The organism is Micromonospora sp. NPDC003944, from assembly GCF_053605225.1.
In genome coordinates, this window is sequence record NZ_JBSGIV010000030.1 from 1 (window position 1) to 24,894 (window position 24,894).

A 24,894-nucleotide genomic window follows, 5' to 3' on the forward strand; every position below is an offset into this window, starting at 1 on the left:
CCGACTGCGGTTCACCCCGGCCAGCCCGGCCGCAGCCGACAGCCTGGCCCCCGCGTACCGGCCGTCGAGTGTGCCGCTGACCCGGGTGCACCTTGGCCAGCAGGATGGCCTTGCGCTTGAGCGACGGCGCCCGACTGATCCAGTTGCCCTCCGGCTGCATGCCGATGATCTCGGAGTGGGCGTGCTGGGCGATCTGCCGGATCAGCGTCCGCCGGTACGCGTCGGGCATCCAGTCGCGGGGCTCGATCTTCTGCTCGGCGTCGACCACCGCAGTGAAGTAGGCCGCCAGGTCTTCGTCCGGCGCGGGCCCGCCACGCCGCCCGCGCGCTGCGGCTGCCCGCAGCTCGGCCTCGGCGGCCTCGACCTCACCCAGCAGGCCGCCGCCGGGCGTCTCGTCCGGAGCGCCGTTCGGGGCGGAGAAGTCGTTGCCATACATGAGGCTAAGTGTTACAGCTTGCGCCACGTTGCGCCAGGGGGTGTAACAGGAATCCGCGCATCCCATCCGTAGTCGATTGACTGCTTTGTGCCACCTGGGCGTCGGTACGTCGGCGTGACATGGGCCACGAAACAAAGATGAATGCCTGCAAAAACCTCATACCGGCCCCATATCCCGCCTTTATCGCAGGTTGCCTAGTGTCGAACCCTGGCGGGTCGCCGGTCCGGACGTAGACTTCTGCCGGACAACCGATCGGCTGCCAAACATCGACATCTCCACAGAGGCCACCTCCCCCGGCCTCGGCGATCGCACCCGATCAGTCCCGACGACAAGCCGGTCCCCCCGGCCCTGACACCTGGAGTTCACCCACTCATGCGATCTCGCGTGACCCTGGTGCTCGCCATCACGGCGGTCGTGCTCGGCGGCGTCCTACTGGTCCCCACCGCGTACGCCCGACTCGCAAGTGACGACAGCGGCGGAGGCGGTGGAGGCGCCACGTCGAGCGTCGCCGCGCCGGCACCCACCCCACCACCGCCGCCCACCCTGGCGGCCGGCCCGGTGTCGGTGAGCTTCAAGGGTGAGTTCTTCTCGTGGGCTCTGCTCGACCGGAAGACCGGCAAGATCGCCGGTTCACCGAACATGACCGCGACCAGCTCCACCGAATCGATGATCAAAGCGTGGATCGTCTCCGACTACCTGCGGCAGCTCGGCGACAAGGAGCCGTCCGCAGCGCTCAAGGAGGCGGGTCGAGTCGCCATCATCGACAGCAACGACGGGGCAGCCAACAGGGTCTACGCCGCTGCGGGCGGCTCCTACAAACCCTCGTCCAGCAGCACGCCCGACCCGGTCATCCAGCGCGCGATCAAGATCTGCGGGCTGACCGACACCAAGCGCGGCAACGTCCAGCCGTACACCGGCTTCTGGAGCTTCACCCGGATGTCTCCCCGCGACGCGGTCCGGGTCGGCGACTGCATCGCCGACGGTAAGGCTGCCGGCCCGAAGTGGACCAAGTGGGTGCTGGACCAGATGAGCAAGGTCAGGGGCACCACCGCCACCAAGGACCAGAAACCTTCGTCCGGTGGTGGCCGATGGGGGATCATCGACGGACTACCCAAGTCGATCACCGCCCAGGGCCCGGTCAGCATGAAGAACGGCTGGACCCCCATCTACGGCGACGGCGACTGGCACGTCAACTGCCTCGCCGTCACCAGCAAGTGGAGCCTCGCAGTGATGCTGCGCTACCCGATCAAGACCGGCCTGGACTACGGCGCGAAGGTCTGCGCCAGTGTGGCCACCCAACTGGTCACTCCGCAGCCGGGCGCGGCGCTCAAGGTGCCGCAGCAGCCGGTCGGGAAGCTCTGATGGCCGGCAACCGTCGGGGCGACCGGCGCAACGGCGGCGACGCCTCCCCGCTTCGGCTGATCGCTGTCGCGGTCATCCTGATCGGGCTGGTCCTGGTGTCGCTGCGACTGCTGCCCGGGTCGCCGTTCGAGTCGTCCGCCGCCGCCAAGTGGGGCGACGGCGGCTCCAGCGCGAGCGACCGCCCCACCGGCTCGGGCACCGACCGCAGCGCCCGCCAGCCGTCCGCGCCGTCGCCGAGCCCCAGCCCGTCGCTGGAGCCGCTGCCCTTCGTGGCCAAGAACCTCGACCTCGACATCGAGGGCTGGTATTCGTGGAGCGTCCTCGACCGCCGGACCGGAAAGATCATCGGTTCGAAGAACATGGGCGAGACCAGCACGACCGCCTCGATGATCAAGGCCTGGATCGTCGCCGACTACCTGCGCCGCGCGGCAGATGCCGGCCAGACCCCGAGCGACGCGAAGCTCGCCGACGCGACGCGGATCATCCGGGACAGCGACAACACCCGGGCCGAGCAGTTCTACAACCTCGTCGGCCGGGACGCCTCGATCAGGCGACTGATCTCCATGTGCAAGCTGACCGACAGCAGCGTCGCCCCGGACGGCGGCTGGAGCCGGACGGCGCTCTCCCCCCGGGACACTGCCCGGATGGGCAACTGCATCGTCACCGGCACCGCCGCCGGGCCGAAGTGGACCAAGTGGCTGCTCAACGAGATGAAGCTGGTTCGCGGCGCCGGCGACTTCGGCATCCGCAAGGCCTTCCCCGCCGCCGAGCAGAAGAAGATCGCCATCAAGAACGGGTGGATCGACCGGACCAGGGAGCAGGAGATGCACATCAACTGCCTGGCCATCGGTGACACCTGGACGATGGGCGTGATGGTCAAGTACCCGATCACCATGGGCTACGACTACGGCATGAAGAACTGCCAGAAGATCACCGAAGCGCTGCTCCGGCCCGGCACCTGAGCCGCGCCCCGTGCCAGGGGTCGGCCCGGCGACAGCGGGCTCAGCCGGCGAAGAATTCCGGGCCGTCGTGCGGCAGCGCCGGGGCCTCACCGATGGCGGCGGCCCGCCGGGCCCACTCGCGCAGCCCGGCGACCTGCCGGTCGCCGAGCGAGAAGTCGAGGGTCCGGAAGTACGTGGCAAGCGTCGCCTCGTCGAACGCCTCCCAGCGGGCCGCCGCTTCGGCGACCTGGTCCAGCTCGGCCAGGCAGAGGTCCCGCGAGCGCAGGAAAGCCTCGTGCACCTCCTTGACCAGGCCCGGGTGGGCGGCGGCGAAGTCGCGGCGGACCGCCCAGACGGCGAAGACCATCGGCAGCCCGGTCCAGTCCCGCCACGCCTGGCCGAGGTCGGTGACCGTGAGGCCCTTCTGCGGCGCCTCGTAGTACGCCCGCAGCGCCACGTCCCCGATCAGCACGGCGGCATCGGCCTCCAGCAGCATCTGGGTCAGATCGGGCGGGCAGCGGAAGTATTCGGGCCGCACCCCGTACTGCTCGGCGAGCAGCAGCTGCGCCGTCATCACCCCGGTCCGCGAGGTCGAGCCGAGCGCCACCCGCGCGCCGTCCAACTCGCCGAGGGGCCGGGTGGAGACCATGTTGACCGAGAGCACCGGCCCGTCGCTGCCCACCGCCAGATCCGGCAGGAGCAGCAACTCGTCGGCGTGCTTCAGATACTCCAACAGCGTGATCGGGCCGATGTCGAGGTCGCCGGCGACAAGCGCCGCGCTCAACCGGTCCGGCGAGTCCTTGTGCAGGTCGACGTCGAGCAGGGCACCGGAGCGCATCAGACCCCAGTAGATCGGCAGGCAGTTCAGGAACTGGATGTGCCCGACCCGCGGGCGTGCGATGCGCTCAGCCATGGCCCGACCGTATCCCCGGCGGCCGGCTCCGGCTCGGCGGGCCGGCCCGGAGTGGCCAAGCCCGCACCTGACCCGACTCGTACCGCCCTGGTCACGACCGGCACGAAGACCAGCACCACCACGAGCCCGACCAGCCCGGTCCCGGCGATCAGCGGCCGGGGCGGGACGGCCGCGAGCAACGCCCCGCCGATCAGGAAGCCCGCCATCGAGCCACCCTGCACCGCCGCGCCGTAGCTGGCGTACGCCCGGGCGCGCATCGCCTCCGGCACCCGCCGGGCGGTGAGCAGGTTGGCGAAGACGTTCTCGCCACCGTTCGCCGCACCACCGACAAGCCAGAGCGGCACCAACACCCCCGCCGCCGGCACCGTCGCCGCGAGCAGCACCATCAGGCTGCACACGCCAAGCGTGGCCAGCACTCCACGTACCAACGCCCCGTCGTCGTCGAGCCGCCTGGCGAGTCGCACGGCGAGCCAGCCACCCGGCAGCATGCCGGCCATCCACGCGGCGCTGACCAGGCCGTACGTGGTCGGCGACCCACCCAACGTCTCCCGGATGAAGAAGACCTCGATCACGTTGATGCCGCCGATCGCCGCGATCACCACGGCAGTGCTCACCACCATGACGAGCATCACCGGGTCGCGGCGCAGCCGCCAGCTGGCCTCCGTACCCCCGGGGCTCGCCACAGCGCCCAAGACGGCCGGACTGCTCCCGGCGGCCGGGCTGGCGGCGGCATCGCTACCCGCGACCGACCGGGCGGCGGCGGGCCGACGGCCGCCGCGTCGGGTCCGTAGCAGCAGGCCCGCGACCACAAGTGCCAGGTAGGTCACGGCATCGAGAAGCAGCGGTACGCGGACGCCGAACTGCCCCACCAACAGGCCGGCCAACACCGGGCCGCCGAGCGCACCGAGCGAGACGGCGGTCTGACTGATCGCGCTGGCCCGAGGCAGGTCGGCTGGACGGACCATCGCCGGCAGCAGCGCCGCCAGGCAGGGTTGCGTCACCGCGAGCCCGCAGGCCAGCAGGGTGACGAGCCCTACCACCGCCACCGGTTGCTCGACGACGGCGAGGAGCGCGCAGATCGCGGCCTGCCCGAGCCCGACGGTCACCAGCAGGGTGCGGCTGTCCGTCCGGTCGGCGAGTCGCCCCGCGAGCGGAGCGAGCACCACCAGGGGCAGGGTGGCTGCCAGCAGCAGCCCAGACACGGCCAGCCCACCAGCACCGGCACCCTGCAGGGCCAGCGCCAGGGCGGTCGCCGCAAGGAAGTCACCGCAGATCGTGGTGCCCCGGGCAGCGGCAGCGAGCCAGACGTCCGACCAGCGCGACTCATCAGTTGTGAAGGACATACTTCGAAAATAATCCTTCACAACTGATTCATGCAACCCTGCCTATGCCAACGGCACCGTCCGGTACTGCACAGCAACGGTGCGCGCCCCCGGCGGTGGATCACCCTGCCGCCGTCGCGGGTGGTACGGCCGGAGCAGTGCCAGCACCGCCTCGTTCAACTCGGCCAACTCGTCTGCGGTGAGCAGCACCAGCGTGTCGCTGAACAGGGCCTTGTCGTACCACTCGGCGGGCTCGTCCCCGGCGCGCCGGGACCAGTCCCGAATGCGCTCCATGGCCCGCGCCGCGTGCGCCTCCGTCAACGCCTGCTCGGCAGCACGGGCCGCCGGCCCGGCATCCCGCCCCGCGTCGAACATCCAACTCGCGCTCGGCACCTGCCACACCCGCTCCCGAGCGTCCCCCCGACTCGGCGCCTGTTCGATGAGGCCGAACTTCGCCAGGGCCCGGAGGTGGTAACTGGTCGCGCTCGGCGACAGCCCGACGATCTCCGCGCACTCGGTGGCGGTTGCGCCGCCGTCGCGGCTGTTCAGGTATTCCACGATCGCGATCCGGGCCGGATGAGCCAGAGCCCTCATCACCTGCGGGTCGCTGATCGTCATCCGGCGCGAATCGGGGCGGGCATCGGTCATGGACACCATGATCCCGGCAGGCCACCTCCACCACCAGCGCTGTTGATACGGCCGGACACGCCACGCCATCCAAGGTCGCGATCAGCGGCCGCAGCCAGGCTGCCGGCAACCTCGCTCGCCCCACCTCCCCGAGCCGCGTTTCGGAGATCGACTCGGCTTCACGGCAATCGGGCCATCGAACCGCCCCGGACGCCGCGACTTCACGAAACCCGAGTTGATCACGACGCTGTGGCGCACGGCGGGCACGGCAACGCGTCACTTCGGCTTCCGTACGGATGACACGCCGTCTCGGTCGGGTGGCCGCATCGGTAATTCACTGGATGTGGTGGGGTCAGCGGCGTAGGGTTGCAGGCCGCTTGACGGCCGAGGTGAGCTGCACCGGAACGGACGTCTTCGCGCCGGGCGGCCGGCCATCCGCCCCCGGACACGCGAGCGCGCAGCAGATGTGAACGATGGGACGTCAGCATGCCCGCACTTGACCTCCACACCCAGCTCGACACCGACCTCGACGCGGATCTGGCCGCCGAACGCGCACACCTCAGTACCTCGCGGGCGGCGCTGCGCCGGATGCGGGAGCGGGCCGAGTCTCTCTTCGCCAGCGGTGATCAGGTGGCCGGCGACGCGTACGCGGCCGAGACGCTCGGCCGCACCCTGGCCCGCCGGGTCGCCGAGCTGGCCGATGACCCGACCACGCCGCTCTTCTTCGGCCGCCTCGACTTCGCCGGGGGCGCCACCAGCACCGCCGGCACGGCCACCGACAGCACCGCACACGGCAGGGCAACGAACGACCCCGCCGCACCCGACACCAGCGGCGACCATCACGGGCGGCGCTACCACGTCGGGCGGCGGCACGTCACCGACGAGCGTGGCGAGCCGTTGGTGCTGGACTGGCGGGCACCGGTCTCGCGGTCGTTCTACCGGGCCAGTGTGCGGGATCCGCAGGGGGTGGCGGTCCGGCGGCGGTTCGGGTTCAGCAGTGGCGTGCTGACCAGCTTCGAGGATGAGCGGCTGGATCGGGGGGAGGAACTCGGTACGACAAGTCGGATCCTGACCGCCGAGATCGAGCGGCCGCGCGTCGGGCCGATGCGGGACATCGTCGCCACGATCCAGCCGGAGCAGGACGAGCTGGTCCGGGCCGACCTCGCCGACTCGATCTGCGTGCAGGGCGCGCCGGGCACCGGGAAGACTGCGGTGGGTCTCCACCGGGCCGCGTACCTGCTCTACCTGCACCGGGAGCGGTTGCGGCGCGCGGGTGTGTTGATCGTCGGGCCGAACCGGGCGTTCCTGTCGTACATCGCGGCGGTGCTTCCGGCGCTCGGTGAGGTCGAGGTCGAGCAGGCCACGGTGGAGGAGTTGATCTCCCGGGTGCCGGTTCGGGCGGTCGAGGCGCCGGCGGTGGCCGCGCTCAAACACGACGTACGGATGGCGAGCGTGCTGCGGCGCGCGGTGCAGGCACAGATCGGCGCGCCGACCGAGTCGATCACCGTGTCGGACGGTTCGTTCCGCTGGCGGATCGGCGTGGAGCCGCTGCACCGGATCGTCGAGGAGACCCGCCGGGAGGGGCTGCCGTACGGCACGGGTCGGGAACGCGTCCAGGCCCGAGTGGTGAGTCTGCTGCAACGGCAGGCCGAGGCGCGGCGCGCGGAGTCGCCGAGCGATGCCTGGCTGCGTCGGATGAGCCGCTGCCGTCCGGTGCTCGACTTCCTGGACGCGGTCTGGCCGGCGCTCACCCCGGAAGGGTTGGTGCACAGCCTGTTCTCCGACCCGGTCCGGCTCGCCGCTGCGGCGGACGGGCTGCTCAGCGACGTCGAGCAGGCGCAACTCACCTGGGCCAAGCCGCCCCGTACGCCGAAGGCGACCCGCTGGACCGCCGCCGACGCGGTGCTTGTCGACGAGGCGACCGGGCTGTTGGAACGGCTTCCCGGTTTCGGGCACGTGGTGGTGGACGAGGCGCAGGACCTCTCCCCGATGCAGTGTCGGGCCATCGCTCGGCGCAGCGAGCACGGCTCGGTCACGCTCCTGGGCGACCTCGCCCAGGGCACCGCGCCGTGGGCGGCGACGGACTGGCGGGAATCCCTCGCCCACCTGGGCAAGCCGGACGCGGTGGTGGTGCCGCTGACAGTCGGTTTCCGGGTACCGGCCGCTGTTGTCGCATTCGCGAACCTGCTGCTGCCGGCACTCGCGGTCGACGTACCGGCGGCCGAGTCGCTGCGTCACGACGGCGGCCTGGACGTGCGTACCGTGACCGACCTGACCTCGGCGACGGTGGCCGAGGTGCGCGCGGCGCTCGCGCACGACGGGTCGGTCGGTGTGATCGCCGCGGACGACGCGGTCGACGGCCTGCGCGCGGCGCTGGCCGAGGCCGGTGTCGAGACCGCGACCGCCGACGACGTGGCGGCCGCGGAGCGGGTCACCGTGGTGCCGGCGACCCTGGTCAAGGGCCTTGAGTACGACCATGTGGTGGTGGTCGAGCCGGCCGCGATCGTCGCGGCCGAACCACGCGGGCTGCACCGGCTGTACGTGGTGCTCACGCGGGCGGTGTCCCGCTTGGCGGTGCTGCACGTCGCGCCGCTGCCCGCCCCGCTCGTCGGCGGATCAGCCGGCTGACAGGGCCGCCGCGATCTCCCGCAGTGGGCGGCCGGAGTCGGCAAGCGGCACGTGGAACGACAGCCACGACCCGTCGGCGAAGTCGAGCCGCAGCCGCTTCCAGTTCAACCGGTACCTGCCGAACCGGGCGGTGACGGCCGTGCGCGGCACCGACCCGAGCAGTTCGATGTCGGCCTGCGCCCGTTCGTCCGCCGCCGAACTGGAGAGCAGGCCGACGGGTGCTGTCGCGCCGAGCAGCAACCGCTTGTCGGTGACGCCCAGCACGAGGTTCCGGATGCCGGAGCCCTTCGCCGCCACGGTCAGGGTCTGGTGCAGCACGGATGCCTGGGAGCCTGGCTCGCCTCGGCCTCCGACACCGAAGAAGAGCCAGTCGACGGCATTGTCCGCCCGACCGAAGGTGATGTTCGGTGACAGCACGTTGAGCAGGACACCCAGGAAGCCCGGCCCACCCGTGGCGGGTGGCGCCGACGGCTGCGGGGGCGGCGCCGGGGTCAGCCCTCCACCCGCTCGGACCTGGGCCACCGCGCGCACCTGCTCCCCGACCGGCAACAGTCGGGTGATCCCCTCGACGTACCGGGTCCGAGTGTCTTCGACTGTCATCGGTGCCCCTCGTGGTCGCCGGGTCGGCCTGGAGCGGCGCCCGGCTCGCCGATGACCTCACCGACCAACTCGCGGACCTGGGCCGCGGCTGCCTCCTGCGCCCGGTTGGCGGCAGTGGTGAACTCCTCGGCCAGGGTGTAGGAGTCGAGTCGCATCGCCCGTGCGTTCAGCTCGGTGGAAACGATCTTGCCGTCGGCGGCGGCGGTGACCCGCACCAGGCCGGAGTCGCTGACGCCCTCGGCGCTGCTCTGCTCCAACTCCGCCATCCGGTCGGCGAGTTGCCGCTGCCATCCGTCCAGGTTGCGGGCCAGCGCCTCGATCCGGTCCAGGGCGGGGAAGGTCATGGCTGCCTCTCAGTTCACGATGGAGTCGAAGATATTCTGCACACCCACGGTGTACGGGCCGAGGTCCTCGCGGTACGTGCCGTCCACCAGATAGTTACGGTCCTTCTGCCCGTCGGAGATGTCGTGCAGGCCCACGCCGGTGTCCAGTAGCGCGCCGCCGAAACCGGGGATGTTGACCGGCGAGACCTGATTGATGATGAACCTGCCAGGGAAGAGCGTCTTGAACTTCTCGACCTGGAAGGCACGCCCCTCGGCCGTCCAGCCACCCTTGCTGAGCACCTTGTACTGCTTCTTGCGCTTCTTGAGCTCCATGACGGTGTCCGCGTACTTGCGGAGCTGCGCGGCGACCTTGCCCAAGCGGGCGGCGAGGCGGGTGAGCACCTCGGCGAACCGAGCAACGATCTTGACCATCCGACCCACGGTGGTGGCCAGCCGGGCCAGCACCCGGACCACGGTGGCGGCAAGCGAGACGCCGGCGCTCAGCGCCGCCGCCACCGCCGCGATGATCACCTCGGTGAGGAACCAGAGCAGGAACTCGAGGATCAGCTCGACCAGCAGGTTGAACGCGTCCACCGCCGCGTTCGCCGCTTCGACGAGCACCTCCTTGGTGCCGTCCAGCCCCTGAGCCAGCTCCTCGATCGCCGCCTCCACCGACTCCATCGAGGCGTGGAAGCTCTCGGCGGCGTCGCCCGTCCAGGCACCGCGCAACCGGGCCCGGTCCGCGATCTGGTCACCGGCGATCTCCCGAACCGCGGCGCCGGTGTCCAGACAGAGCTGAGCAGCTCGCATCAGGTCGTCCGGCTCGCCGGCGACCAGCTCGAGCAACTGCTCGAACGGCCAGAGCACGGCGTTGGAGAGCGGCTTGAAGGGGTCGGGCGTGCCCGACACGATCTGCTCGAAGTAGGTCTTGTTGCGCTGCAACGCCTCGGTGCTCACGCGGGCACCGACCCGCTCGGCGTGCCGGTGCCACCCGACCAGGGGCCGGGCGCGATCACGTCGGGAGCTGGCGGTCGGCCGGGCACGAACAGGTCGGTGTTGGCCGCGTCGGTGCCGGTGTAGGCACCGGCGGTGTCGCTGAGCCCCTCCGCGATGTCCGCCATCATCTCGGCGCCGTCGGCGAGCCCCTGCAGGCACGCCTCGAACTGCTCGGTGTACGTCGCCGCGAGGTTGAACGACGCCGGCATCACCCCGAAGGCGTGTCGTGGCACGTGCCCGTCGCCGAAGGCGCGGTGCAGCTCGCCGAAGCGGGCCGCCCGATCCTTGGACCCCGCGGCGAACGCCATCAGAGCCTCCGGCTGGACCTCCAGCTCATTGCCCGGGCTTGACACGGAACCTCCCCTGTGGCCTGTGCGACGAATCAGTCGCCACGACTCCCCACCATAGGCACTGCTCGTCGCGATCGGGGGTCCCGTCGCCGTGGACGGGGCATCGCCGCTCGACTTTGTGTCGTAAAGTAGTTTGCGTGGACCCCGACGATGATTCCCCACCCACCGACGCCGCTGCGGCGCTCCAGCTGATCCAGGACCAGCGGTCGGCGACGGCGCGCCGACTCGACCCCGATGCCCGCCTGCTCTACTGGCCCTGGGGTGTCGCCTGGCTTGTCGGCTTCGGGCTGTTCTTCCTCAGGTTCACCCCCGGCGACCGGGCGCTTGTCGACCTGCCGAGCTGGCTGCCACTGACAGTCCTCTTCGTACTGCTGGTGGCCGCCGCCGTGGTGCAGGCGACAGCCCGGGAGCGGGCCTACGACCAGGTGACAGGTGACTCCGCCCAGCGTGGCCGCTGGTACGGGTACGCCTGGGGCCTCGGCTCGCTGAGCGTCTACGCGGGGCTCGGCCGCATCAGCGGGCACCTGCCTGACGACCTGGAGTCGCTGCTCTGGTCGACGACCTCGGTCGGTCTGATCGGCGCGCTGCAGATGGCCGGCGGGGCGATCTGGCTGAACCGGGACCTGTTCCGCCTGGGCATGTGGATCAGCGCGATCAACGTGGTCGGCGCGTTCGCCGGGCCGGGTTGGCACGCGCTCGTCGTGGCGGTCGCCGGCAGCGGCGGAATCCTGGTGGCCGGCGCGTTCGCCCGGCGGCGGCAGCGGCAGCAGCCGTGACCGAACTGGACCCGGTCATCCACGCGCAGGCCCGACTGCGGGTGGTCGCCAGCCTCTCCGCCCTCGGCGACGGCGACAGGATCGCATTCCCCCGCCTACAGGAACTGCTCGCGATGACGGCCGGCAACCTCTCGGTGCACCTGCGCAAACTCGAGGACGCCGGCTACGTGGAGATCAGCAAGACCCACCGCGGACGCACCCCGGCGACCCTGGTCCGGCTCAGCCGGCGCGGCCGGTTGGCGTTCGAGGAGTACACCGAGGCGATCCGCGCCCTGCTCGACCCCACCTCGCCGAAGGAGCTGTCATGACGCTCGCCCGCGCCGACCAGGCCAGCCGCCGGTACGGCGACGTCCTCGCCCTCGACCGCGTCGACCTGGAAGTCCAGGCCGGCGAGCTGGTCGGCCTGCTCGGGCCGAACGGTGCCGGCAAGAGCACGCTGATGAACCTGCTGACGGGCCTGCGCCGTCCCAGCTCGGGGCGGGTCGAGCTGAACGGCCGCGACCCCCGCGACCCGGCCAGCCGGCGGCAGATCGGGGTCACCCCGCAGGAGACAGGTCTGCCCGGCACGCTGCGCGTCGGCGAGGTCGTCGACTTCGTCGCCGCGCACTACCCGGACCCGGTGCCCCGGGCGGAGCTGCTCGACCGCTTCGGCCTCGCCGACCTCAGCCGACGGCAGACCGGCGGTCTCTCCGGCGGGCAGCGCCGCCGGCTGGCAGTGGCGTTGGCGTTCGTCGGACGACCCCGGTTGGTGCTGCTCGACGAGCCGACAACCGGCCTGGACGTGGCCGCCCGGCACACACTGTGGGACGCGATCCGGGCATTCCACGACGACGGTGGCACCGTGCTGTTGAGCAGCCACTACCTGGAAGAGGTGGAGGCACTCGCCCACCGGGTGGTGGTCATCGGGCAGGGGCGGGTGCTTGCCGACGACACCGTGCACGCGGTGCGCGGCATCGTGGGCGTACGCCGGGTCAGCCTCGTCGCCGACCACCTGCCCGACCTGCCCGGGGTGGTCCGCAGCGAACGGGTCGACGGTCGGCTGCACCTGCTCACCACCGACGCCGACGAACTGGTCCGAGCGCTTGTCACGGCCCAGACGCCGTTCACCGACCTGGAGGTACGGCCGACCTCGTTGGAGGAGGCCTTCCTCGCCCTCACCAGCGGTGAAGTGCCCAGCGGGGACGCGTCCGCAGGCACCGGCCGACCCACCACCGCCGCTGCCGGCGGCCGACCCACCACCGCCTGAGGAGGCGACCGTGCAGCTCGCCCTGGTCCACGCCCGCTACCAACTGCTGGAGATCATCCGCATCCCGGTGGCCGTCTTCGGCAGCGCCTTCTTCCCGGCCGCCGCCATGATCTTCTTCGTGGTGCCGTTCGCCGGCGACGATCCGGTCGGCGCCACCTACGCCACCGCGTCGATGGTCACCTTCTCGGTGATGAGCGCCAACATCTTCCAGTACGGCGTCGGCGTCGCCGAGGACCGCGACCAGCCCTGGAACCCGTACACCCGGACCCTGCCGGCCGGCCCGGCACCGCGGTTCGCGGGCCGCGTGCTTGCCGGCCTGGCGCTCACCTACCTCTCGCTGATCCCGGTCGTGGTGATCGGCGCGACGCTTACCGCCGCGCAGCTCACCCCGGCGGCGTTCCTGCTGGCCCTCGGCACCGTGGCCGTCATCTCGGTGCCGTTCACGCTGATGGGGCTCGCCATCGGCTACTCGCTGCCGAGCAAGGCGGCGATCGTGGTCGCGCAGGTGGTGTTCCTGCCGTTGGCGTTCGGCGGCGGTCTGCTCTCCGCGCCGGGGGACGCGCCCGGGTTCATCGAGACGATCGCGCCGTACCTGCCCACCCGGGGCGCGGCCGAACTGATGTGGGCGGCGGTGGGCGACTACGCGGTGGAGCCGCTGGCACTGATCATGCTCGGCGTCTGGGTGGTGCTGCTCGCCACGCTCGCCGGTTGGGCGTACCGGCGGGACGAAGGTCGCCGGTTCAGCTGACGATTCGTCCGTTTCCGCCCCGGGCCGCGGCGGGACGGTGCCAGGATTCCGGCAGGGGGCCGCCGTGGCCGCCCGGGCGAGAGGGGTCTTGACGTGAGCACCGTCCCGCCGGGTACGCCCTGCTGGGCCGACCTGGCCACTCCGGACCTGACCGACGCCCGGCGCTTCTACCCGGAGCTGTTCGGCTGGACCGGCCAGGTCACCCCGGAGCCGGAGGCGGGCGGCTACACGGTCTTCCTGCTCGACGGCAAGCCGGTGGCCGGCGCCGGCCCGCCCGCGATCCCGGACCAGATCCCGATCTGGTCGACGTACCTCGCCACCGACGACGCCGAACTGGTCGCCGGCCGCGTCGAACGGGCCGGCGGGCAGGTCGTCGTACCACCATTCGAGGTCTTCGACCGGGGCTGGATGGCGGTCTTCGCCGACCCGGCCGGCGCCACGTTCAGCGTCTGGCAGCCGCTGACCATGGCCGGCGCCGAGGTGTTCAACGTGCCGGGCGCGATGAGCTGGAACGAGCTGGTCACCCCCGACCCCGAGGGCGCGAAGGTCTTCTACGAGCTGGTGTTCGGCTGGCAGCCCGACGACCAGGAGGTGGGCGCCATGACGTACACCGGGTGGCGGCTCGGGACGCAGATCGTCGCCGGGATGATGCCACCGCTGGCCGACGACTTCCCGGCCGACCTCCCCGCGTACTGGACGGTGTACTTCGCGGTCGCCGACGCGGACGCCGCCGCAGCCCGCGCCTCCGAGCTGGGCGGAACGATCCTGGTCCCGCCCCGCGACATCCCGGCGGGCCGCTTCGCCGCCCTCCGCGACCCCCAGGGCGCCCTCTTCTCCGTCATCGACCTGGGCCCCTGACCCACGCGCGCAACTGTTCGCCGGCGTGCCAACGACAGCGGTGCCCCACGCCCCGGGCCCGGCCGGGCGGCTACGGGCGGGTGGGGCGGACGGGGACCACCAGGGGGCCGTGGGCGCCGGGGACCACCCGCACGCTGGCCCGGTAGTGGGTGGCGAGCAGCTGCTCGGTCAGCACCTCGGGCGGTGTCCCGGCAGCAACCACCTGACCGCCGGCGAGCATCACCATCCGGTCGGCGTACTCACCGGCAAGCGAGAGGTCGTGCATCGTGGCCAGGACGGTCAGGCCGTGCTCGCGGCGCAGCTGGTCGACGAGTTCGAGCACGTCCTGCTGGTGGCCGATGTCGAGCGCGCTCGTCGGCTCGTCGAGCAGGAGCAGCGTCGCGCCCTGGGCGAGCGCGCGGGCGAGGAACACGCGCTGCCGTTCGCCTCCGGAGAGGGTGGCCAGTTCGCGACGGTGGAAGCCGGTGAGGTCCAACCGCCCCAGTACCTCGTGCACGGCATCGACGTCGGCGGTCGACTCCCGGCCCAGGGCCGGGATGTACGGGGTACGGCCGAGCAGCACGTAGTCCAGCACCGACATGCCGGGTGGCACCACCGGGGACTGTGCCACCGTGGCCACCACCCGGGCGCGGTCCCGACGGCGGAGCGCCGCGCTCGGCGTACCGAAGAGGGTGATCGCCCCCGGCGCGGGCAGCAGGCCGCCGACGGCGCGCAACAGGGTCGACTTGCCGGCGCCGTTCGGGCCGATCACGGTGACCCACTCGCCGACGGCGACGCTGAGGTCGACGCCGGTCAGGATCGGCGTGCCGCCCAGGTCGACCTGCAGTCCGCGTACCTCAACGGCCGGCGCACCAGCGGCCGAGACGCCAACCGCCGGCGCACCGGCGGCGGGTTCGCGGCTCACGTCAGCGCTCGCCGGGCGGTGCGCAGCACGAGGACGAAGAACGGGCCACCCAGTAGGGCGGTCACCACGCCGATCGGCAGCTCGGACGGAGCGGCCACGGTGCGGGCCACCACATCGGTCAGCGCCAGGAACGCACCGCCGAACAGCAGTGACATCGGCAGGATCACCCGGTAGCTGGATCCGGCGATCAGCCGGACGGTGTGCGGCACGATGATGCCGACGAAGCCGATCAGCCCTGTCGCGGAGACCGCCGCCGCGGTACCGAGGGAGGCGGCGGCGATCAACAGGTAGCGGGTGCGTTGCGGGTGCAGGCCCAGACTCCTCGCCTCGTCGTCACCGACCGCGAGGACGTCCAGTTCGCGGCGGTGCAGGAGCACCACCACGGTGGTGAGCGCGGCGTACGGCAGCACCAGCAGCACGTCGTGCCAGCCGGCGGTGGCCAGCCGGCCGAGCAGCCAGGAGTAGACCGGCTGGATGCTGTCGGCGTCGCGTTGCAGGAGGTACGTCTGCCCGGCGGAGAGGAACGCGGAGACCGCCACCCCGGCCAGGATCAGCATGGCCGGTGACCCGCGTCGCCCGCCGGCCGCGCCGAGCACGTAGGTCATCGTCACGGCGAGCAGCGAACCAGCGAACGCGGCGAGCGGAATGGTCATCGGCAGCCCGGAGAGGGTGCCCTGCCGGCCGGCGCCGCCGAGGGCGATCGCCGCCGTGACCGCGAGGCCAGCGCCGGCAGCCACCCCGAGCAGGTACGGGTCGGCCAGCGGGTTACGGAACACGCCCTGGTAGCAACCGCCGGCGAGGGCGAGCAGACCCCCGACGAGCAGGCCCAGCACGACGCGGGGCAGGCGCAGCTCGGTGACGATCGCGATCTCGCGCTCGGTCAGTCCGCTGTCGAGGTGCACCCCGGGGAGCAGGTTGAGCAGCTCGGCGGCGACGCTGCCCGGGGGCAGGCTCACCGGGCCGAGCGACACCCCGGCAACGAGCGCGACGAGTACCGCGAACAGCCCTGCGACCAGCCACCGCATGCGCAGCCCGGCGGGCCGGGCCACGGACAGCAGCCCGGCAGGCCGAGCTGCGGTGTGCGGCTCGGCCCGCTCGGACGACGGCGGGGTTTCGGTCGGCCGATCGGTCGGCGTCGGATCGGACACCTGTCGCGGCCCGGTCACCGACGGACGACGCTCACGCGGGCACCTTGGCGACCGCGTCGATGATGACCCGGAGCAGGTCCACGACCCGCGGGCCCCAGCGGGAGGCGATGTCGTCGTCCAGGGCGATGACCTGGTTGTTCTTCACCGCGGTGAGCCCGGCCCAGCCGCTGCGGGCCTTGACCGTGTCGGCGCTCTGCTGGCAGCACTTGGCGTCGGCCAGGAAGACGAAGTCCGGGTCGGCCTTGACGATGACCTCCTGGGACAGCTGCGGGTAGCCGGCGTTCTTGCCGTCCGCGTCGGCCGGGTCGGCGATGTTGGTCAGGCCGACCTGGCTGTACAGCGAGCCGATGAAGGTCTTGCTGGTGGCGCTGTACAGCTCCGGGCCCAGCTCGTGGAAGTAGGTGAGCTTCTCGGCACGCTGCGGCAGGTCCTTGACCAGCTTGGCGATGTCGTCCTTCATCCGGGTCACGACGTCGGTGGCCTGGTCGGCGTGCCCGGTCAGCGTGCCCAGCTCGGTGATCTGCCGGTACGAGTCGTCGAGGGTGGTCGCCGCCGGGGTCTGGTACACGGGGATCTTCAGCTTGCCGAGCTGCTCGACGACCTTGTTGCGGTCGTCGGAGAGCACCACGAGGTCGGGGTTCTTACCGGCGATCGCCTCGGCGTTCGGCTGGAAGGCGGAGAGGTCGGTCTTGGGCGCGTCGGTCGGGTAGTTCGACTGGTCGTCGACGGCGGTCACCTGCGGGCCAGCACCGATCGCGAAGAGCATCTCGGTGGCGGTGGGCGACAGCACGACGATCTTCTCGGGACGCTTGTCGAGGGTGAGCGCGCCGACCGTGACCGGGTAGGCGGCGGCGGCCGTGCCGGTGCTCGGCTTGTCGTCGGCCTTCTCGGCGCAGGCGCCGAGGGCGAGCGCGGCGACCGCGAGGGACGCCGCGAAGAGCCGAGGGGTACGTCTGAACATGGGGGCCTCCTGTCGGTCGAGGAGTGTGGTGCTTCGCCGACAGGGACTTTCGTACGCCCGCCCACGAGGCGCCCTTCCTCGAGAGCGCGTTTCGCGACCGATCCGTAGGCGACCTGGCTCGTCCCCACCGTCGGGTGGGGCATCACAGTTGCGGGACAGCGCCGGGATGAGCACCGGCTTCGCTGCGGACTGGTCGCTAAGACGGTAGCGCACCCCCGGGACGTGCCGGATCGATCAAGGGTCGATCAGCGGCTGTCGATCACCGGAGGCGTGGCGCACGAGGGATATGTCCCGGATCTGGAGGCTCGGAGCGGGTGGTGGGGCCCCGTCGGGGCGGGACGGGGCCCCACCCGATCAGGAGGACGTGATGGTGACGTTGTCCACAGCCGCCTCTACCAGGCTGGCCCCGGACGCGTCCGCCGCCTCGACGAGTACGCGGACCGACTGGCCGGCGTACGGGGTGAGGTTGAGGTTGGCGACGGCCCAGCTCCCGTTGCGGTTGCTTGCCGCACCGGCCTGGGTGAGCAGCGCCGTGGTGCCACCGTTGTGCACCACGCTCACCCGCAGGTAGTCAGCCGACGAGGCGTTCGAGCCGTGCGCCAGGTACCAGGCGAGCGAGAGGGTGAGCGTGCCGGACGACGGCAGGGTCACCGCCGGGGACCTGGCGCTCGTCACGCCGCCGTCGACGTCGTAGTCACCGGCTGCCGAGCCGGCCAGCCGGCCGGTGACCAGGTCGTTGGACCCGGCGTACGGGGTGAGCTGCTTGGCTCCGGAGGAGTTGGTCGCCTGGGCAGCGCCCCGCTCGAACGCGCCGACGGTCGCGGTGTCGGTGCCGGACGGGTTGATGGTCCAGCCGGTGGCGGTCTCGAAGGTGTCCGACCAGACCGTGGTGCCGCCACCACCGCCGCAGTACTGGGCCTGCTTGCCGATGGCCCGGTACGGGCAGTCGGCGTACTCGCTGAGGATCAGCACCGCCTCCCGGTTGCGCGAGGTCTGCGCTCCGATCACCTCGTCGGGCGGGTAGAAACCGCCGCCTCCGGACGAGCCGGGGTACATCTCGAAGGTGTACGCCCAGATGTTGTGGGTGGCCCACATCCAGTCGAGGCTGTCTCCGTCGGTGATGTAGAGGTCGCTGGACTGTTCCGGGGTGTAGTTGTTGGTGGCCGCCATCTGCTGTCCGATGGTGGCGAAGGTGTTGTACTGGTCCGCGTTCATCCCGGTCGCGGTGTTCGCCGTGGTGTAGCCGTACGGCCAGAGCACCAGCTCCGAGTACGTGTGGAAGTCGATGTTGGCTTTGATCTGCTGCACACCACCGACCACCCGGCCGTTGACGAAGTTGCGCAGCGCCTGCGTCTCGGGTGCGGAGAACGCCGACGGCCCCCGGTAGGTCTCCGACGAGGTGCTTCCGGACGACCCACCGCAGCAACCCCAGTTGTAGGACCAGTTGCGGTTCAGGTCCGTGCCGACGTTCGACGAGCCGCTGTTGGGCTGCCGGTTCTTGCGCCAGGAGCGGTACGAGCCGGTGGCGATGTCGTACTCGCTGCCGTCCGGGTTGACAGTCGGCACGATCCAGAGCTCCCGGCCGTTGACGATGTTGGTGATCCGGGAGTCACTGCCGTAGTTGTCGGTGAAGAGGTTGAGCAGGTAGATCGCCATCTCGACGGTCAGGTGCTCGCGGGCGTGCTGCTGGGAGTTGAACAGGATCTCCGGCTCGTTCTCGTCGGTGCCGACGTTGTCGGAGATCTTCACCGCCATCAGGTCGCGGCCCTCGTACGACGAACCGATGCTGATCTTGCGGGCGATCGCCGGATGGTCGGCGACGACCTGGTTCACGACGGCGGTCAACTCCGCGTAGTCGTGGTAGTTGGAGTCGGCCGGCGGGAAGGCCTGCGTACCGAAGTCGTCGGCGCCGCGCTCGGCGTTCGGCGGCGGGGCGAGCGGTTCCAGCCGGAAGCCGAGCTTGCCGATCGCGGCGGCCTCGGCCGCGGTGGCCGAGATGTGCAGCACGCCGTGTTCGGAGTAGTCGATGGCGGCTCCGGTGCGGGCCACCGCGTTGCGGTCGGCGAGGGTCCGGGGCCCGAGCACCCGGTAGCCGGCGGCGGCGGCCGGCTCGGTGGTGCGGTCCGGTGCCGGTCGGGCGGCGACCGGACCGGCGGCGACGGTGACGATGCCCAGCCCGGTGACGACAGCGAGCACCAGGACGCGGCGGAGGGGGTTGGGTGGGCGGAGGGCCATGGACTACCTCCTCGATGGGCGGGAGATCCCGCTCGGTGAAGGACACTTCACCACCTGTCACATGGTCATATCAACATTGATCGCTTCCTTTGCCATCCCAGGCGGATCATCACGGCGGCAATGATTTTCCACCTATCAACATCTGGCGAAACTTCCCTCCAAGCGGAAAACTGACAAGCGACGATGCCCCCTCGACACCGCGGAGCACCCATGGCCAGATCCCGCCTGCGCGCGGCCGCCCTCGCCGGCGTCACCACGCTCACCCTGCTCGCCAGCGCCGCGCCCGCGCTGGCGGCGCACCCGCCGGCCCCCGCTCACGACGAGCAGATCACCTACCAGGACTGGTCCGGGCCCGCCGACTGGCACCGGGGCAGCCGGGCTGGCACCCGCGTCGTGCCTGGCGCCCGAGCGGGCGTCACCCTGGCCCGCCCGGCCGGCACCATGGAGTACGCGGACCCGCACACCGGCGCCACCCGCACCTGGGAGTACGGCACCTGGACCTCGCCGGTGACCCGGATCGGGTTCGACGCCACCGAGCTGATCGCCTCCTGGAACGCGGAGACCCCGGCCGGCACCTGGATCCAGGTGGAGATGCAGGGCAACTACACGAGCGGCGACCAGACCCCGTGGTACGTGCTGGGTCGCTGGGCGTCCGGCGACGCCGACATCAAGCGGACAAGCGTCGACCGGCAGGGCGACCCCTGGTCGTCGATCTGGACCGACACGTTCAGCATCGACGACGCCGCGGCCGGGGTGCTGCTGCGGTCGTACCAGCTCAAGCTCACCCTCTACCGGGCGCCCGGCCAGACCGCCGCGCCGGTGGTCCGGATGCTCGGGGCGATGAGCTCCACCGTGCCGGACCGGTTCACCGTGCCGCCGAGCGCCGGGCACATCGCCTGGGGCGTCGAGCTGCCGGTGCCGCGTTACTCGCAGAACGTGCACGCCGGGCACTACCCCGAGTACGACGGCGGCGGCGAGGCGTGGTGCTCACCCACCTCGACGGAGATGGTGGTGGAGTACTGGGGTCGAAAGCCCTCGACGGCCGACACCTCCTGGGTGGACCCGACCTACCCCGACCCGACGGTCAACCACGCCGCCCGGATGACCTACGACTACGCGTACGACGGCGCGGGCAACTGGCCGTTCAACACCGCGTACGCGGCGAGCTTCCCCGGGCTGGAGGGTCGGGTGACCCGGCTGCACTCGCTTGACGAGCTGGAGCGCTTCATCGCCGCCGGCATCCCCGTCGTGACCAGCCAGTCCTTCCTCGCCAGCGAGCTGGACGGGGCTAACTACGGCACGTCCGGGCACCTCTTCGTGGTGGTCGGCTTCACCGTCGACGGCGACGTGATCGTCAACGACCCCGCCTCGTCGAGCAACGACGTGGTGCGCAACGTCTACAAGCGTGCGCAGTTCGAGCAGATCTGGCTGCGGACCAAGCGCACGAACGCCAGCGGCGGCGTCTCCGGTGGCTCCGGCGGCATCGCGTACCTGATCAAGCCCACCTCAAAGCCCTGGCCCAAACTCCCCAGCTCCACCAACTGGTAACCCCACCCAACCCCAACCCCAACCCACCCCCACCCCCAACCCAACCTCAGACGGGTGATCAAGAGGTTTGCGTCACCGGAAGCCCGTTTCGTGACGCAAACCTCTTGATCAACGCGAGGGCTGGTCGGGGGTTTGGGTGGGGGGTTGGTCTTCGCCGGCCAGGGCGGAGCGGAGGCGTTCCTTCTCCGCGCGGCGGCGCTCGGTCGCCTCGGCGATCTCCCCGGCCATCTCGTCCCGCCAGCCACGCAGCAGGAAGAAGGAGAGCGCGGCGGAGAACACCAACGCCAACATCAGCTTCAGGAACACGTTCATGTCGACAAGCCAGAGGCCCGCCAACACGGCGACGAACAGCCCGATCCGGCCCAGCGTGTACTTGAGCGCGGCGCTCACCTGCACCACTCCGTTCTCTCCGTCGCCCGCCACTGCCGGCGGAAGGATCGAGCCGCCCGGCGGGCGGTCGCGGTCAGCCGGTCCGGCGGGCCAGCCAGCGGACGCCCGGGAACCAGAGGGCCGCGTACGCCACGGTGAACGCGCCCGCCGCCAACGCGCCGGAGAGCAGCGGCGGCAACCCCGCACCCAGACCGGCGATCAGTAGCCCGGCGAACACCCCGACGGCAGCGGCGACCACCGCCGCCACCACCCGGGCCGCGCCGAACTCCCAGGCCCGGAAGTCGTCCCAGAACAGCCAGGCCGGCAGGATCACCGCCAGCCAACCGTTGGTGTGCCCGAAGTCACCGGCGCCCATCGAGGCGAACGCCCAGTCGAACAGCACCAACGCGAGCACGCCGATGACCAGGCCGGCCAGGCACACCCCGAGAAGGTCGCCCAGGGTACGGATGTGCCCCTCGGCGTCCCGGCGGGGAAACCCGCCCTGCTGCTCAGGTCCTCGTTGCTCGGTCATCGACTGCGAGGGTACGTGGTGACTCAGGCCCAGACCTGCTGTGGCTCGGCGCGCCGCTGCGCCAGCGACGGCGCCTTGTCGTACTCCCGGACCACGTTGTAGCGGGTGTCCCGCTCGACGGGCTGGAAGCCGGCGTCCCAGATCAGGTGCAACAGGTCGTCGCGGTGCATGGTGTTCGGGGTGCCGTACGAGTCGGCGTCGTGCGTGATCTTGTATTCGACGACGGAGCCGTCCAGGTCGTCCACGCCGAAGTTCAGCGAGAGCTGCGCCACCGACAGCCCGTGCATCACCCAGAAGTTCTTCAGGTGCGGCACGTTGTCGAAGAGCAGCCTGGACACGGCGAACGTCTTCAGCGACTCGGCCGGCGAGGCCATCGTGGTGCGCGCCTGGATCCGGTTGCGGATCTTGCCGTCCGCCGAGTCGACGAAGTCGTGCTGGTAGCGCAGCGGGATGAAGACCGCGAAGCCGCCGGTCTCGTCCTGCAACTCGCGCAGCCGCAGCACGTGGTCGACGCGGTGCCGGGGCTCCTCGATGTGGCCGTACAGCATGGTTGCCGGGGTCTTCATGCCCTTGCTGTGCGCCAGGGCGTGGATGCGCGACCAGTCCTCCCAGTGGCAGGCGTGGTCCACGATGTGCTGCCGGACCTCCCAGTCGAAGATCTCCGCGCCACCACCGGTGAGCGACTCCAGGCCGGCGTCCATCAGCTCGTCGAGGATCTCGTCGGCGCTCAGGCCGCTGATCTTCTCGAACCACTGCACCTCGGTCGCCGTGAAGCACTTGAGCTTCACCGTCGGCAGCGCCGCCTTCAGCTCGCGCAGCACCTTCGGGTAGTAACGCCAGGGCAGCGTCGGGTGCAGGCCGTTGACGATGTGCAACTCGGTGAGCTGCTCGTCCTCCATCTCCTTGGCCTTGCGGACCGCCTCGTCGATGCGCATCGTGTACGCGTCCTTCTCGCCCGGCTTGCGCTGGAACGAGCAGTACGCACAGGAGGCCGAACAGACATTCGTCAGGTTGAGGTGCCGGTTGACGTTGAACATCACCCGCTCGCCGTTCAGCTCGGTGCGCTTGTGGTGCGCCAGCCGCCCCAGCCAGGTCAGGTCGTCACTCTCGTAGAGGGCGACCCCGTCCTCCCGGGTCAGCCGCTCACCGGCGTACACCTTCGCTTCGAGCTCACGCTTGAGTCCGGCGTCCATGGCACGTCCCTTCCACCTGCGGTCCGGATCGAGCGTACGTCGCGACGCCGACAGGGCCGGCGGCACGGTCGGCGGCAGCGACCCACTTCACCAGACTCTCAGGCTCCCGTAACCCGACAACGCATCGACATGAGTGGCGAGGTGCGGTAGTAACAAGGTGGGGCGGAACACACACACTGGTACCGTCCCGACGGTCGCGCCCACCGAGCGCGGCGACGAGCAGTCGGACGGGGAGCGGCATGGTCTACAGCGGGCGCGGGCGACGGATGCGACGACGGAGCCCGGTGATCTCGCCGGTCCTGCGTCCGAAGCTCTGGGCCGCTCTGCTCGGCGCGATCGCCGCAGCCGTGCTCGCCACCCCCGCGTACGCCGAGCCGGGCGTCCCGACCACCGTGCCGGACACCGGCTCGCGGCCGGCGGTCACCGGCTCGATCCAGCTCCCCGGCGGCCCTCCGGTCGCCGGCGTGCCCGCCCCGCCGGTGGTCAACATCGGCAACGGCCCGCTGGCCGCCGCGATCTCCGCTGGCGAGGTCCAGGTCGGCGCGCTCGGCGAGGCGTTGCTGGTGAGCCGGCAGAAACGCGTCGACGCGCAGGCACAGGTCACCGCGGCCGGCAAGGCGCTTGCAACCGCGCAGGACGCCCTGCTCCGGGCCCAGCAGACGGCCGACACCGCCGCCGGCGAGGCCATCAAGGAAGCCGCCGCCCTGCCGCCGGGCGACCTCGCCCAGGACATCCGTGGGCTGAGCCGCCTCCAGCAGATCACCCGCGGCGAGAAGGTCGACGGCGGCACCACGGGCGTGGCCGGCGAGCTGTCCCGGGCCCGCGCCGGTGAGCAGGCCGCGTACCAGGGGCACAGCCAGGCCAAGGAGCTGCTCGCCGCCGCCGAGACCGAGTTCACCACGGGTGAGACGGCGCTGCGCACCGCCGAGGCGAGCCTGCTCAAGCTGCGCCGGGACAACGCCGCCGCACTGATCCAGATCGAGCGTCAGCAGGAGGCCGCCGAGCAGCAGGTCGGCGCCGGCTACGTCTCCAACCAGAACATCAGCGGCATGGCCGCGCACCCGCGGGCACTGGCCGCGGTCCGGTACGCGCTCGCCCAGCTCGGCGACCCGTACAAGTGGTCCGAGGAGGGGCCGGACCAGTTCGACTGCTCCGGCCTGATGTGGGCGGCGTACCGGTCCCCCGGTGCCGACTACTTCGACCTGCCCCGGGTGTCCCGCGACCAGTACGCCGCCACCCGTGGCCGTACCGTTCCGCAGAGCGCGCTGCTCCCCGGCGACCTGCTCTTCTTCGCCTCGGGCAGCAGCTGGACGACGATCCACCACGTCGGCATGTACATCGGCAACGGCAAGATGGTGCAGGCGCCCACCACCGGCGACGTCGTCAAGATCTCGGTTGTCCGCTGGACCAGGCTGTACGCCGCCACCCGGGTGATCGGCGCGGTCCCGGCACCGGTCGTGACCAACCCGACCCCGCCCGTCTCGACCCCGAAGCCGCCGCCGTCACCGACGCCGTCACCGACGAAGACCACCAAGCCGACGCCCACGCCGACGCCCACACAGACCACCAAGCCCACGCCGACGCCGACGCCGACGAAGACCACCAACCCGACGTCGCCGCCGACGCTGACGACCAGCCCGACGCCCACGCCGACCAAGAGCGGCACGCCGAAGCCGTCGGACGACCCGGGCAACACTCCGACGACCCTGCCCTCGGCGCCGACCAGCGCGCCGAGCAGCATGTCTCCGACGACCACACCGAAGGCCAGCACCAGCGCGACGGGCAGTGGCAGCGCGACGGGCAGCCCCAGCACCGCGGGCTGATCCGCCACGACCGACTCCGGCTGTCCGCTCGGGAAGATCTGTGGCACCGTGACAA

25 protein-coding genes and 1 riboswitch are annotated in these 24,894 nt (G+C 71.1%); of the genes, 10 read left to right on the forward strand and 15 right to left on the reverse strand.

Annotated elements, in window-relative coordinates; genetic code table 11:
- On the reverse strand, positions 1–436 hold a 436-nt coding region (locus ACWER9_RS16620; RefSeq protein ID WP_452302645.1), incomplete at its 3' end, for a Phenylacetic acid catabolic protein.
- Between the two features lie 372 nt (positions 437–808).
- Here ACWER9_RS16620 and ACWER9_RS16625 point away from each other — a divergent pair.
- Both ACWER9_RS16625 and ACWER9_RS16630 read left to right on the forward strand, forming a co-directional pair.
- Complete coding sequence (locus ACWER9_RS16625; protein WP_452302646.1) at positions 809–1,798, forward strand: hypothetical protein; 990 nt, start codon at positions 809–811, stop codon at positions 1,796–1,798.
- The gene (locus ACWER9_RS16630; RefSeq protein ID WP_452302647.1) at positions 1,798–2,760 is read left to right on the forward strand and encodes a hypothetical protein; all 963 of its coding nucleotides are present in this window, start codon (positions 1,798–1,800) and stop codon (positions 2,758–2,760) included. The genes ACWER9_RS16625 and ACWER9_RS16630 overlap by 1 nt, the downstream gene beginning before the upstream one ends.
- Positions 2,761–2,800: 40 nt before the next feature.
- On the opposite strand, the gene ACWER9_RS16635 is transcribed toward ACWER9_RS16630, so the two are convergent.
- The 3 genes from ACWER9_RS16635 to ACWER9_RS16645 are packed head-to-tail and all read right to left on the reverse strand — an operon-like array spanning position 2,801 to position 5,622.
- The gene (locus ACWER9_RS16635; protein WP_452302648.1) at positions 2,801–3,652 is read right to left on the reverse strand and encodes a menaquinone biosynthetic enzyme MqnA/MqnD family protein; all 852 of its coding nucleotides are present in this window, start codon (positions 3,650–3,652) and stop codon (positions 2,801–2,803) included.
- The gene (locus ACWER9_RS16640; RefSeq protein WP_452302649.1) at positions 3,604–4,995 is read right to left on the reverse strand and encodes an MFS transporter; all 1,392 of its coding nucleotides are present in this window, start codon (positions 4,993–4,995) and stop codon (positions 3,604–3,606) included. Before ACWER9_RS16640 ends, ACWER9_RS16635 begins: the two co-directional genes overlap by 49 nt.
- A 42-nt stretch (positions 4,996–5,037) precedes the next feature.
- On the reverse strand, positions 5,038–5,622 hold the full coding sequence (locus ACWER9_RS16645) for an ArsR/SmtB family transcription factor (RefSeq protein ID WP_452302650.1): 585 nt from the start codon (positions 5,620–5,622) through the stop codon (positions 5,038–5,040).
- 465 nt (positions 5,623–6,087) lie between these two features.
- On the opposite strand from ACWER9_RS16645, the gene ACWER9_RS16650 reads away from it, so the two are divergent.
- On the forward strand, positions 6,088–8,229 hold the full coding sequence (locus ACWER9_RS16650; RefSeq protein ID WP_452302651.1) for a HelD family protein: 2,142 nt from the start codon (positions 6,088–6,090) through the stop codon (positions 8,227–8,229).
- On the opposite strand, the gene ACWER9_RS16655 is transcribed toward ACWER9_RS16650, so the two are convergent.
- From ACWER9_RS16655 to ACWER9_RS16670, 4 genes are read right to left on the reverse strand one after another with little or no spacing between them, the layout of a single operon-like run.
- Positions 8,218–8,829 (reverse strand): hypothetical protein, encoded by a 612-nt coding sequence (locus ACWER9_RS16655; protein ID WP_452302652.1) that lies wholly within the window; start codon positions 8,827–8,829, stop codon positions 8,218–8,220. The genes ACWER9_RS16650 and ACWER9_RS16655 overlap by 12 nt on opposite strands.
- A complete protein-coding gene (locus ACWER9_RS16660; RefSeq protein WP_452302653.1) occupies positions 8,826–9,173 on the reverse strand; it encodes a YbaB/EbfC family nucleoid-associated protein in 348 nt (115 codons plus the stop codon). Before ACWER9_RS16660 ends, ACWER9_RS16655 begins: the two co-directional genes overlap by 4 nt.
- A 9-nt stretch (positions 9,174–9,182) precedes the next feature.
- Positions 9,183–10,109 (reverse strand): WXG100 family type VII secretion target, encoded by a 927-nt coding sequence (locus ACWER9_RS16665; RefSeq protein WP_452302654.1) that lies wholly within the window; start codon positions 10,107–10,109, stop codon positions 9,183–9,185.
- On the reverse strand, positions 10,106–10,501 hold the full coding sequence (locus ACWER9_RS16670; RefSeq protein WP_452302655.1) for a type VII secretion target: 396 nt from the start codon (positions 10,499–10,501) through the stop codon (positions 10,106–10,108). Before ACWER9_RS16670 ends, ACWER9_RS16665 begins: the two co-directional genes overlap by 4 nt.
- A 134-nt stretch (positions 10,502–10,635) precedes the next feature.
- Between ACWER9_RS16670 and ACWER9_RS16675 the strand changes: the two genes are divergently transcribed.
- The 5 genes from ACWER9_RS16675 to ACWER9_RS16695 all read left to right on the forward strand — a co-directional run bounded on the left by ACWER9_RS16675 (position 10,636) and on the right by ACWER9_RS16695 (position 14,126).
- Entirely contained in the window at positions 10,636–11,274 is a 639-nt protein-coding gene (locus ACWER9_RS16675) for a transporter (protein ID WP_452302656.1), read from the forward strand.
- Positions 11,271–11,582 carry a transcriptional regulator gene (locus tag ACWER9_RS16680; RefSeq protein ID WP_452302657.1) on the forward strand — a complete coding sequence of 104 codons (312 nt, stop codon included), beginning with the start codon at positions 11,271–11,273 and terminating at the stop codon, positions 11,580–11,582. Before ACWER9_RS16675 ends, ACWER9_RS16680 begins: the two co-directional genes overlap by 4 nt.
- Positions 11,579–12,520 (forward strand): ABC transporter ATP-binding protein, encoded by a 942-nt coding sequence (locus ACWER9_RS16685; protein ID WP_452302658.1) that lies wholly within the window; start codon positions 11,579–11,581, stop codon positions 12,518–12,520. The genes ACWER9_RS16680 and ACWER9_RS16685 overlap by 4 nt, the downstream gene beginning before the upstream one ends.
- A gap of 10 nt (positions 12,521–12,530) precedes the next feature.
- Positions 12,531–13,268 carry an ABC transporter permease gene (locus ACWER9_RS16690; RefSeq protein ID WP_452302659.1) on the forward strand — a complete coding sequence of 246 codons (738 nt, stop codon included), beginning with the start codon at positions 12,531–12,533 and terminating at the stop codon, positions 13,266–13,268.
- 93 nt (positions 13,269–13,361) lie between these two features.
- Positions 13,362–14,126: a VOC family protein gene (locus ACWER9_RS16695; protein WP_452302660.1), complete on the forward strand. Its 765-nt coding sequence runs from the start codon at positions 13,362–13,364 to the stop codon at positions 14,124–14,126.
- A gap of 70 nt (positions 14,127–14,196) precedes the next feature.
- Here the strand turns inward: ACWER9_RS16695 and ACWER9_RS16700 are convergent, their stop codons facing one another.
- From ACWER9_RS16700 to ACWER9_RS16715, 4 genes are all read right to left on the reverse strand, one after another.
- A complete protein-coding gene (locus tag ACWER9_RS16700) occupies positions 14,197–15,030 on the reverse strand; it encodes an ABC transporter ATP-binding protein (RefSeq protein ID WP_452302661.1) in 834 nt (277 codons plus the stop codon).
- Positions 15,027–16,055: a FecCD family ABC transporter permease gene (locus ACWER9_RS16705; RefSeq protein WP_452302713.1), complete on the reverse strand. Its 1,029-nt coding sequence runs from the start codon at positions 16,053–16,055 to the stop codon at positions 15,027–15,029. Before ACWER9_RS16705 ends, ACWER9_RS16700 begins: the two co-directional genes overlap by 4 nt.
- A 154-nt stretch (positions 16,056–16,209) precedes the next feature.
- Positions 16,210–17,139 (reverse strand): ABC transporter substrate-binding protein, encoded by a 930-nt coding sequence (locus ACWER9_RS16710; protein ID WP_452302662.1) that lies wholly within the window; start codon positions 17,137–17,139, stop codon positions 16,210–16,212.
- Between the two features lie 90 nt (positions 17,140–17,229).
- Positions 17,230–17,371, reverse strand: a riboswitch (cobalamin riboswitch).
- Positions 17,372–17,493: 122 nt separating this feature from the next.
- A complete protein-coding gene (locus ACWER9_RS16715) occupies positions 17,494–19,374 on the reverse strand; it encodes a M14 family metallopeptidase (protein WP_452302663.1) in 1,881 nt (626 codons plus the stop codon).
- A gap of 210 nt (positions 19,375–19,584) precedes the next feature.
- On the opposite strand from ACWER9_RS16715, the gene ACWER9_RS16720 reads away from it, so the two are divergent.
- A complete protein-coding gene (locus tag ACWER9_RS16720) occupies positions 19,585–20,922 on the forward strand; it encodes a C39 family peptidase (RefSeq protein WP_452302664.1) in 1,338 nt (445 codons plus the stop codon).
- 108 nt (positions 20,923–21,030) lie between these two features.
- Here the strand turns inward: ACWER9_RS16720 and ACWER9_RS16725 are convergent, their stop codons facing one another.
- The 3 genes from ACWER9_RS16725 to mqnE all read right to left on the reverse strand — a co-directional run bounded on the left by ACWER9_RS16725 (position 21,031) and on the right by mqnE (position 23,016).
- Positions 21,031–21,312, reverse strand: a complete 282-nt coding sequence (locus tag ACWER9_RS16725; RefSeq protein WP_452302665.1) for a DUF4229 domain-containing protein — start codon at positions 21,310–21,312, stop codon at positions 21,031–21,033.
- Positions 21,313–21,385: 73 nt separating this feature from the next.
- The gene (locus ACWER9_RS16730) at positions 21,386–21,823 is read right to left on the reverse strand and encodes a hypothetical protein (protein WP_452302666.1); all 438 of its coding nucleotides are present in this window, start codon (positions 21,821–21,823) and stop codon (positions 21,386–21,388) included.
- Positions 21,824–21,846: 23 nt separating this feature from the next.
- Positions 21,847–23,016: an aminofutalosine synthase MqnE gene (gene mqnE, locus ACWER9_RS16735; RefSeq protein WP_452302667.1), complete on the reverse strand. Its 1,170-nt coding sequence runs from the start codon at positions 23,014–23,016 to the stop codon at positions 21,847–21,849.
- Positions 23,017–23,255: 239 nt separating this feature from the next.
- On the opposite strand from mqnE, the gene ACWER9_RS16740 reads away from it, so the two are divergent.
- Complete coding sequence (locus ACWER9_RS16740) at positions 23,256–24,839, forward strand: NlpC/P60 family protein (RefSeq protein ID WP_452302668.1); 1,584 nt, start codon at positions 23,256–23,258, stop codon at positions 24,837–24,839.
- The last annotated feature ends 55 nt before the right edge of the window (positions 24,840–24,894 follow it).

What these genes read in the sequence shown, in the direction of transcription:
- ACWER9_RS16685 (WP_452302658.1), top strand. Translation starts at nt 11,579, where the DNA reads ATGACGCTCGCCCGCGCCGACCAGGCCAGCCGCCGGTACGGCGACGTC.
- mqnE (WP_452302667.1), bottom strand. Translation starts at nt 23,016, where the DNA reads ATGGACGCCGGACTCAAGCGTGAGCTCGAAGCGAAGGTGTACGCCGGT.
- ACWER9_RS16640 (WP_452302649.1), bottom strand. Translation starts at nt 4,995, where the DNA reads ATGTCCTTCACAACTGATGAGTCGCGCTGGTCGGACGTCTGGCTCGCT.
- ACWER9_RS16720 (WP_452302664.1), top strand. Translation starts at nt 19,585, where the DNA reads ATGGCCAGATCCCGCCTGCGCGCGGCCGCCCTCGCCGGCGTCACCACG.
- ACWER9_RS16660 (WP_452302653.1), bottom strand. Translation starts at nt 9,173, where the DNA reads ATGACCTTCCCCGCCCTGGACCGGATCGAGGCGCTGGCCCGCAACCTG.
- ACWER9_RS16730 (WP_452302666.1), bottom strand. Translation starts at nt 21,823, where the DNA reads ATGACCGAGCAACGAGGACCTGAGCAGCAGGGCGGGTTTCCCCGCCGG.
- ACWER9_RS16740 (WP_452302668.1), top strand. Translation starts at nt 23,256, where the DNA reads ATGGTCTACAGCGGGCGCGGGCGACGGATGCGACGACGGAGCCCGGTG.
- ACWER9_RS16715 (WP_452302663.1), bottom strand. Translation starts at nt 19,374, where the DNA reads ATGGCCCTCCGCCCACCCAACCCCCTCCGCCGCGTCCTGGTGCTCGCT.
- ACWER9_RS16645 (WP_452302650.1), bottom strand. Translation starts at nt 5,622, where the DNA reads ATGACCGATGCCCGCCCCGATTCGCGCCGGATGACGATCAGCGACCCG.
- ACWER9_RS16635 (WP_452302648.1), bottom strand. Translation starts at nt 3,652, where the DNA reads ATGGCTGAGCGCATCGCACGCCCGCGGGTCGGGCACATCCAGTTCCTG.
- ACWER9_RS16630 (WP_452302647.1), top strand. Translation starts at nt 1,798, where the DNA reads ATGGCCGGCAACCGTCGGGGCGACCGGCGCAACGGCGGCGACGCCTCC.
- ACWER9_RS16650 (WP_452302651.1), top strand. Translation starts at nt 6,088, where the DNA reads ATGCCCGCACTTGACCTCCACACCCAGCTCGACACCGACCTCGACGCG.
- ACWER9_RS16710 (WP_452302662.1), bottom strand. Translation starts at nt 17,139, where the DNA reads ATGTTCAGACGTACCCCTCGGCTCTTCGCGGCGTCCCTCGCGGTCGCC.
- ACWER9_RS16625 (WP_452302646.1), top strand. Translation starts at nt 809, where the DNA reads ATGCGATCTCGCGTGACCCTGGTGCTCGCCATCACGGCGGTCGTGCTC.
- ACWER9_RS16705 (WP_452302713.1), bottom strand. Translation starts at nt 16,055, where the DNA reads ATGCGGTGGCTGGTCGCAGGGCTGTTCGCGGTACTCGTCGCGCTCGTT.
- ACWER9_RS16655 (WP_452302652.1), bottom strand. Translation starts at nt 8,829, where the DNA reads ATGACAGTCGAAGACACTCGGACCCGGTACGTCGAGGGGATCACCCGA.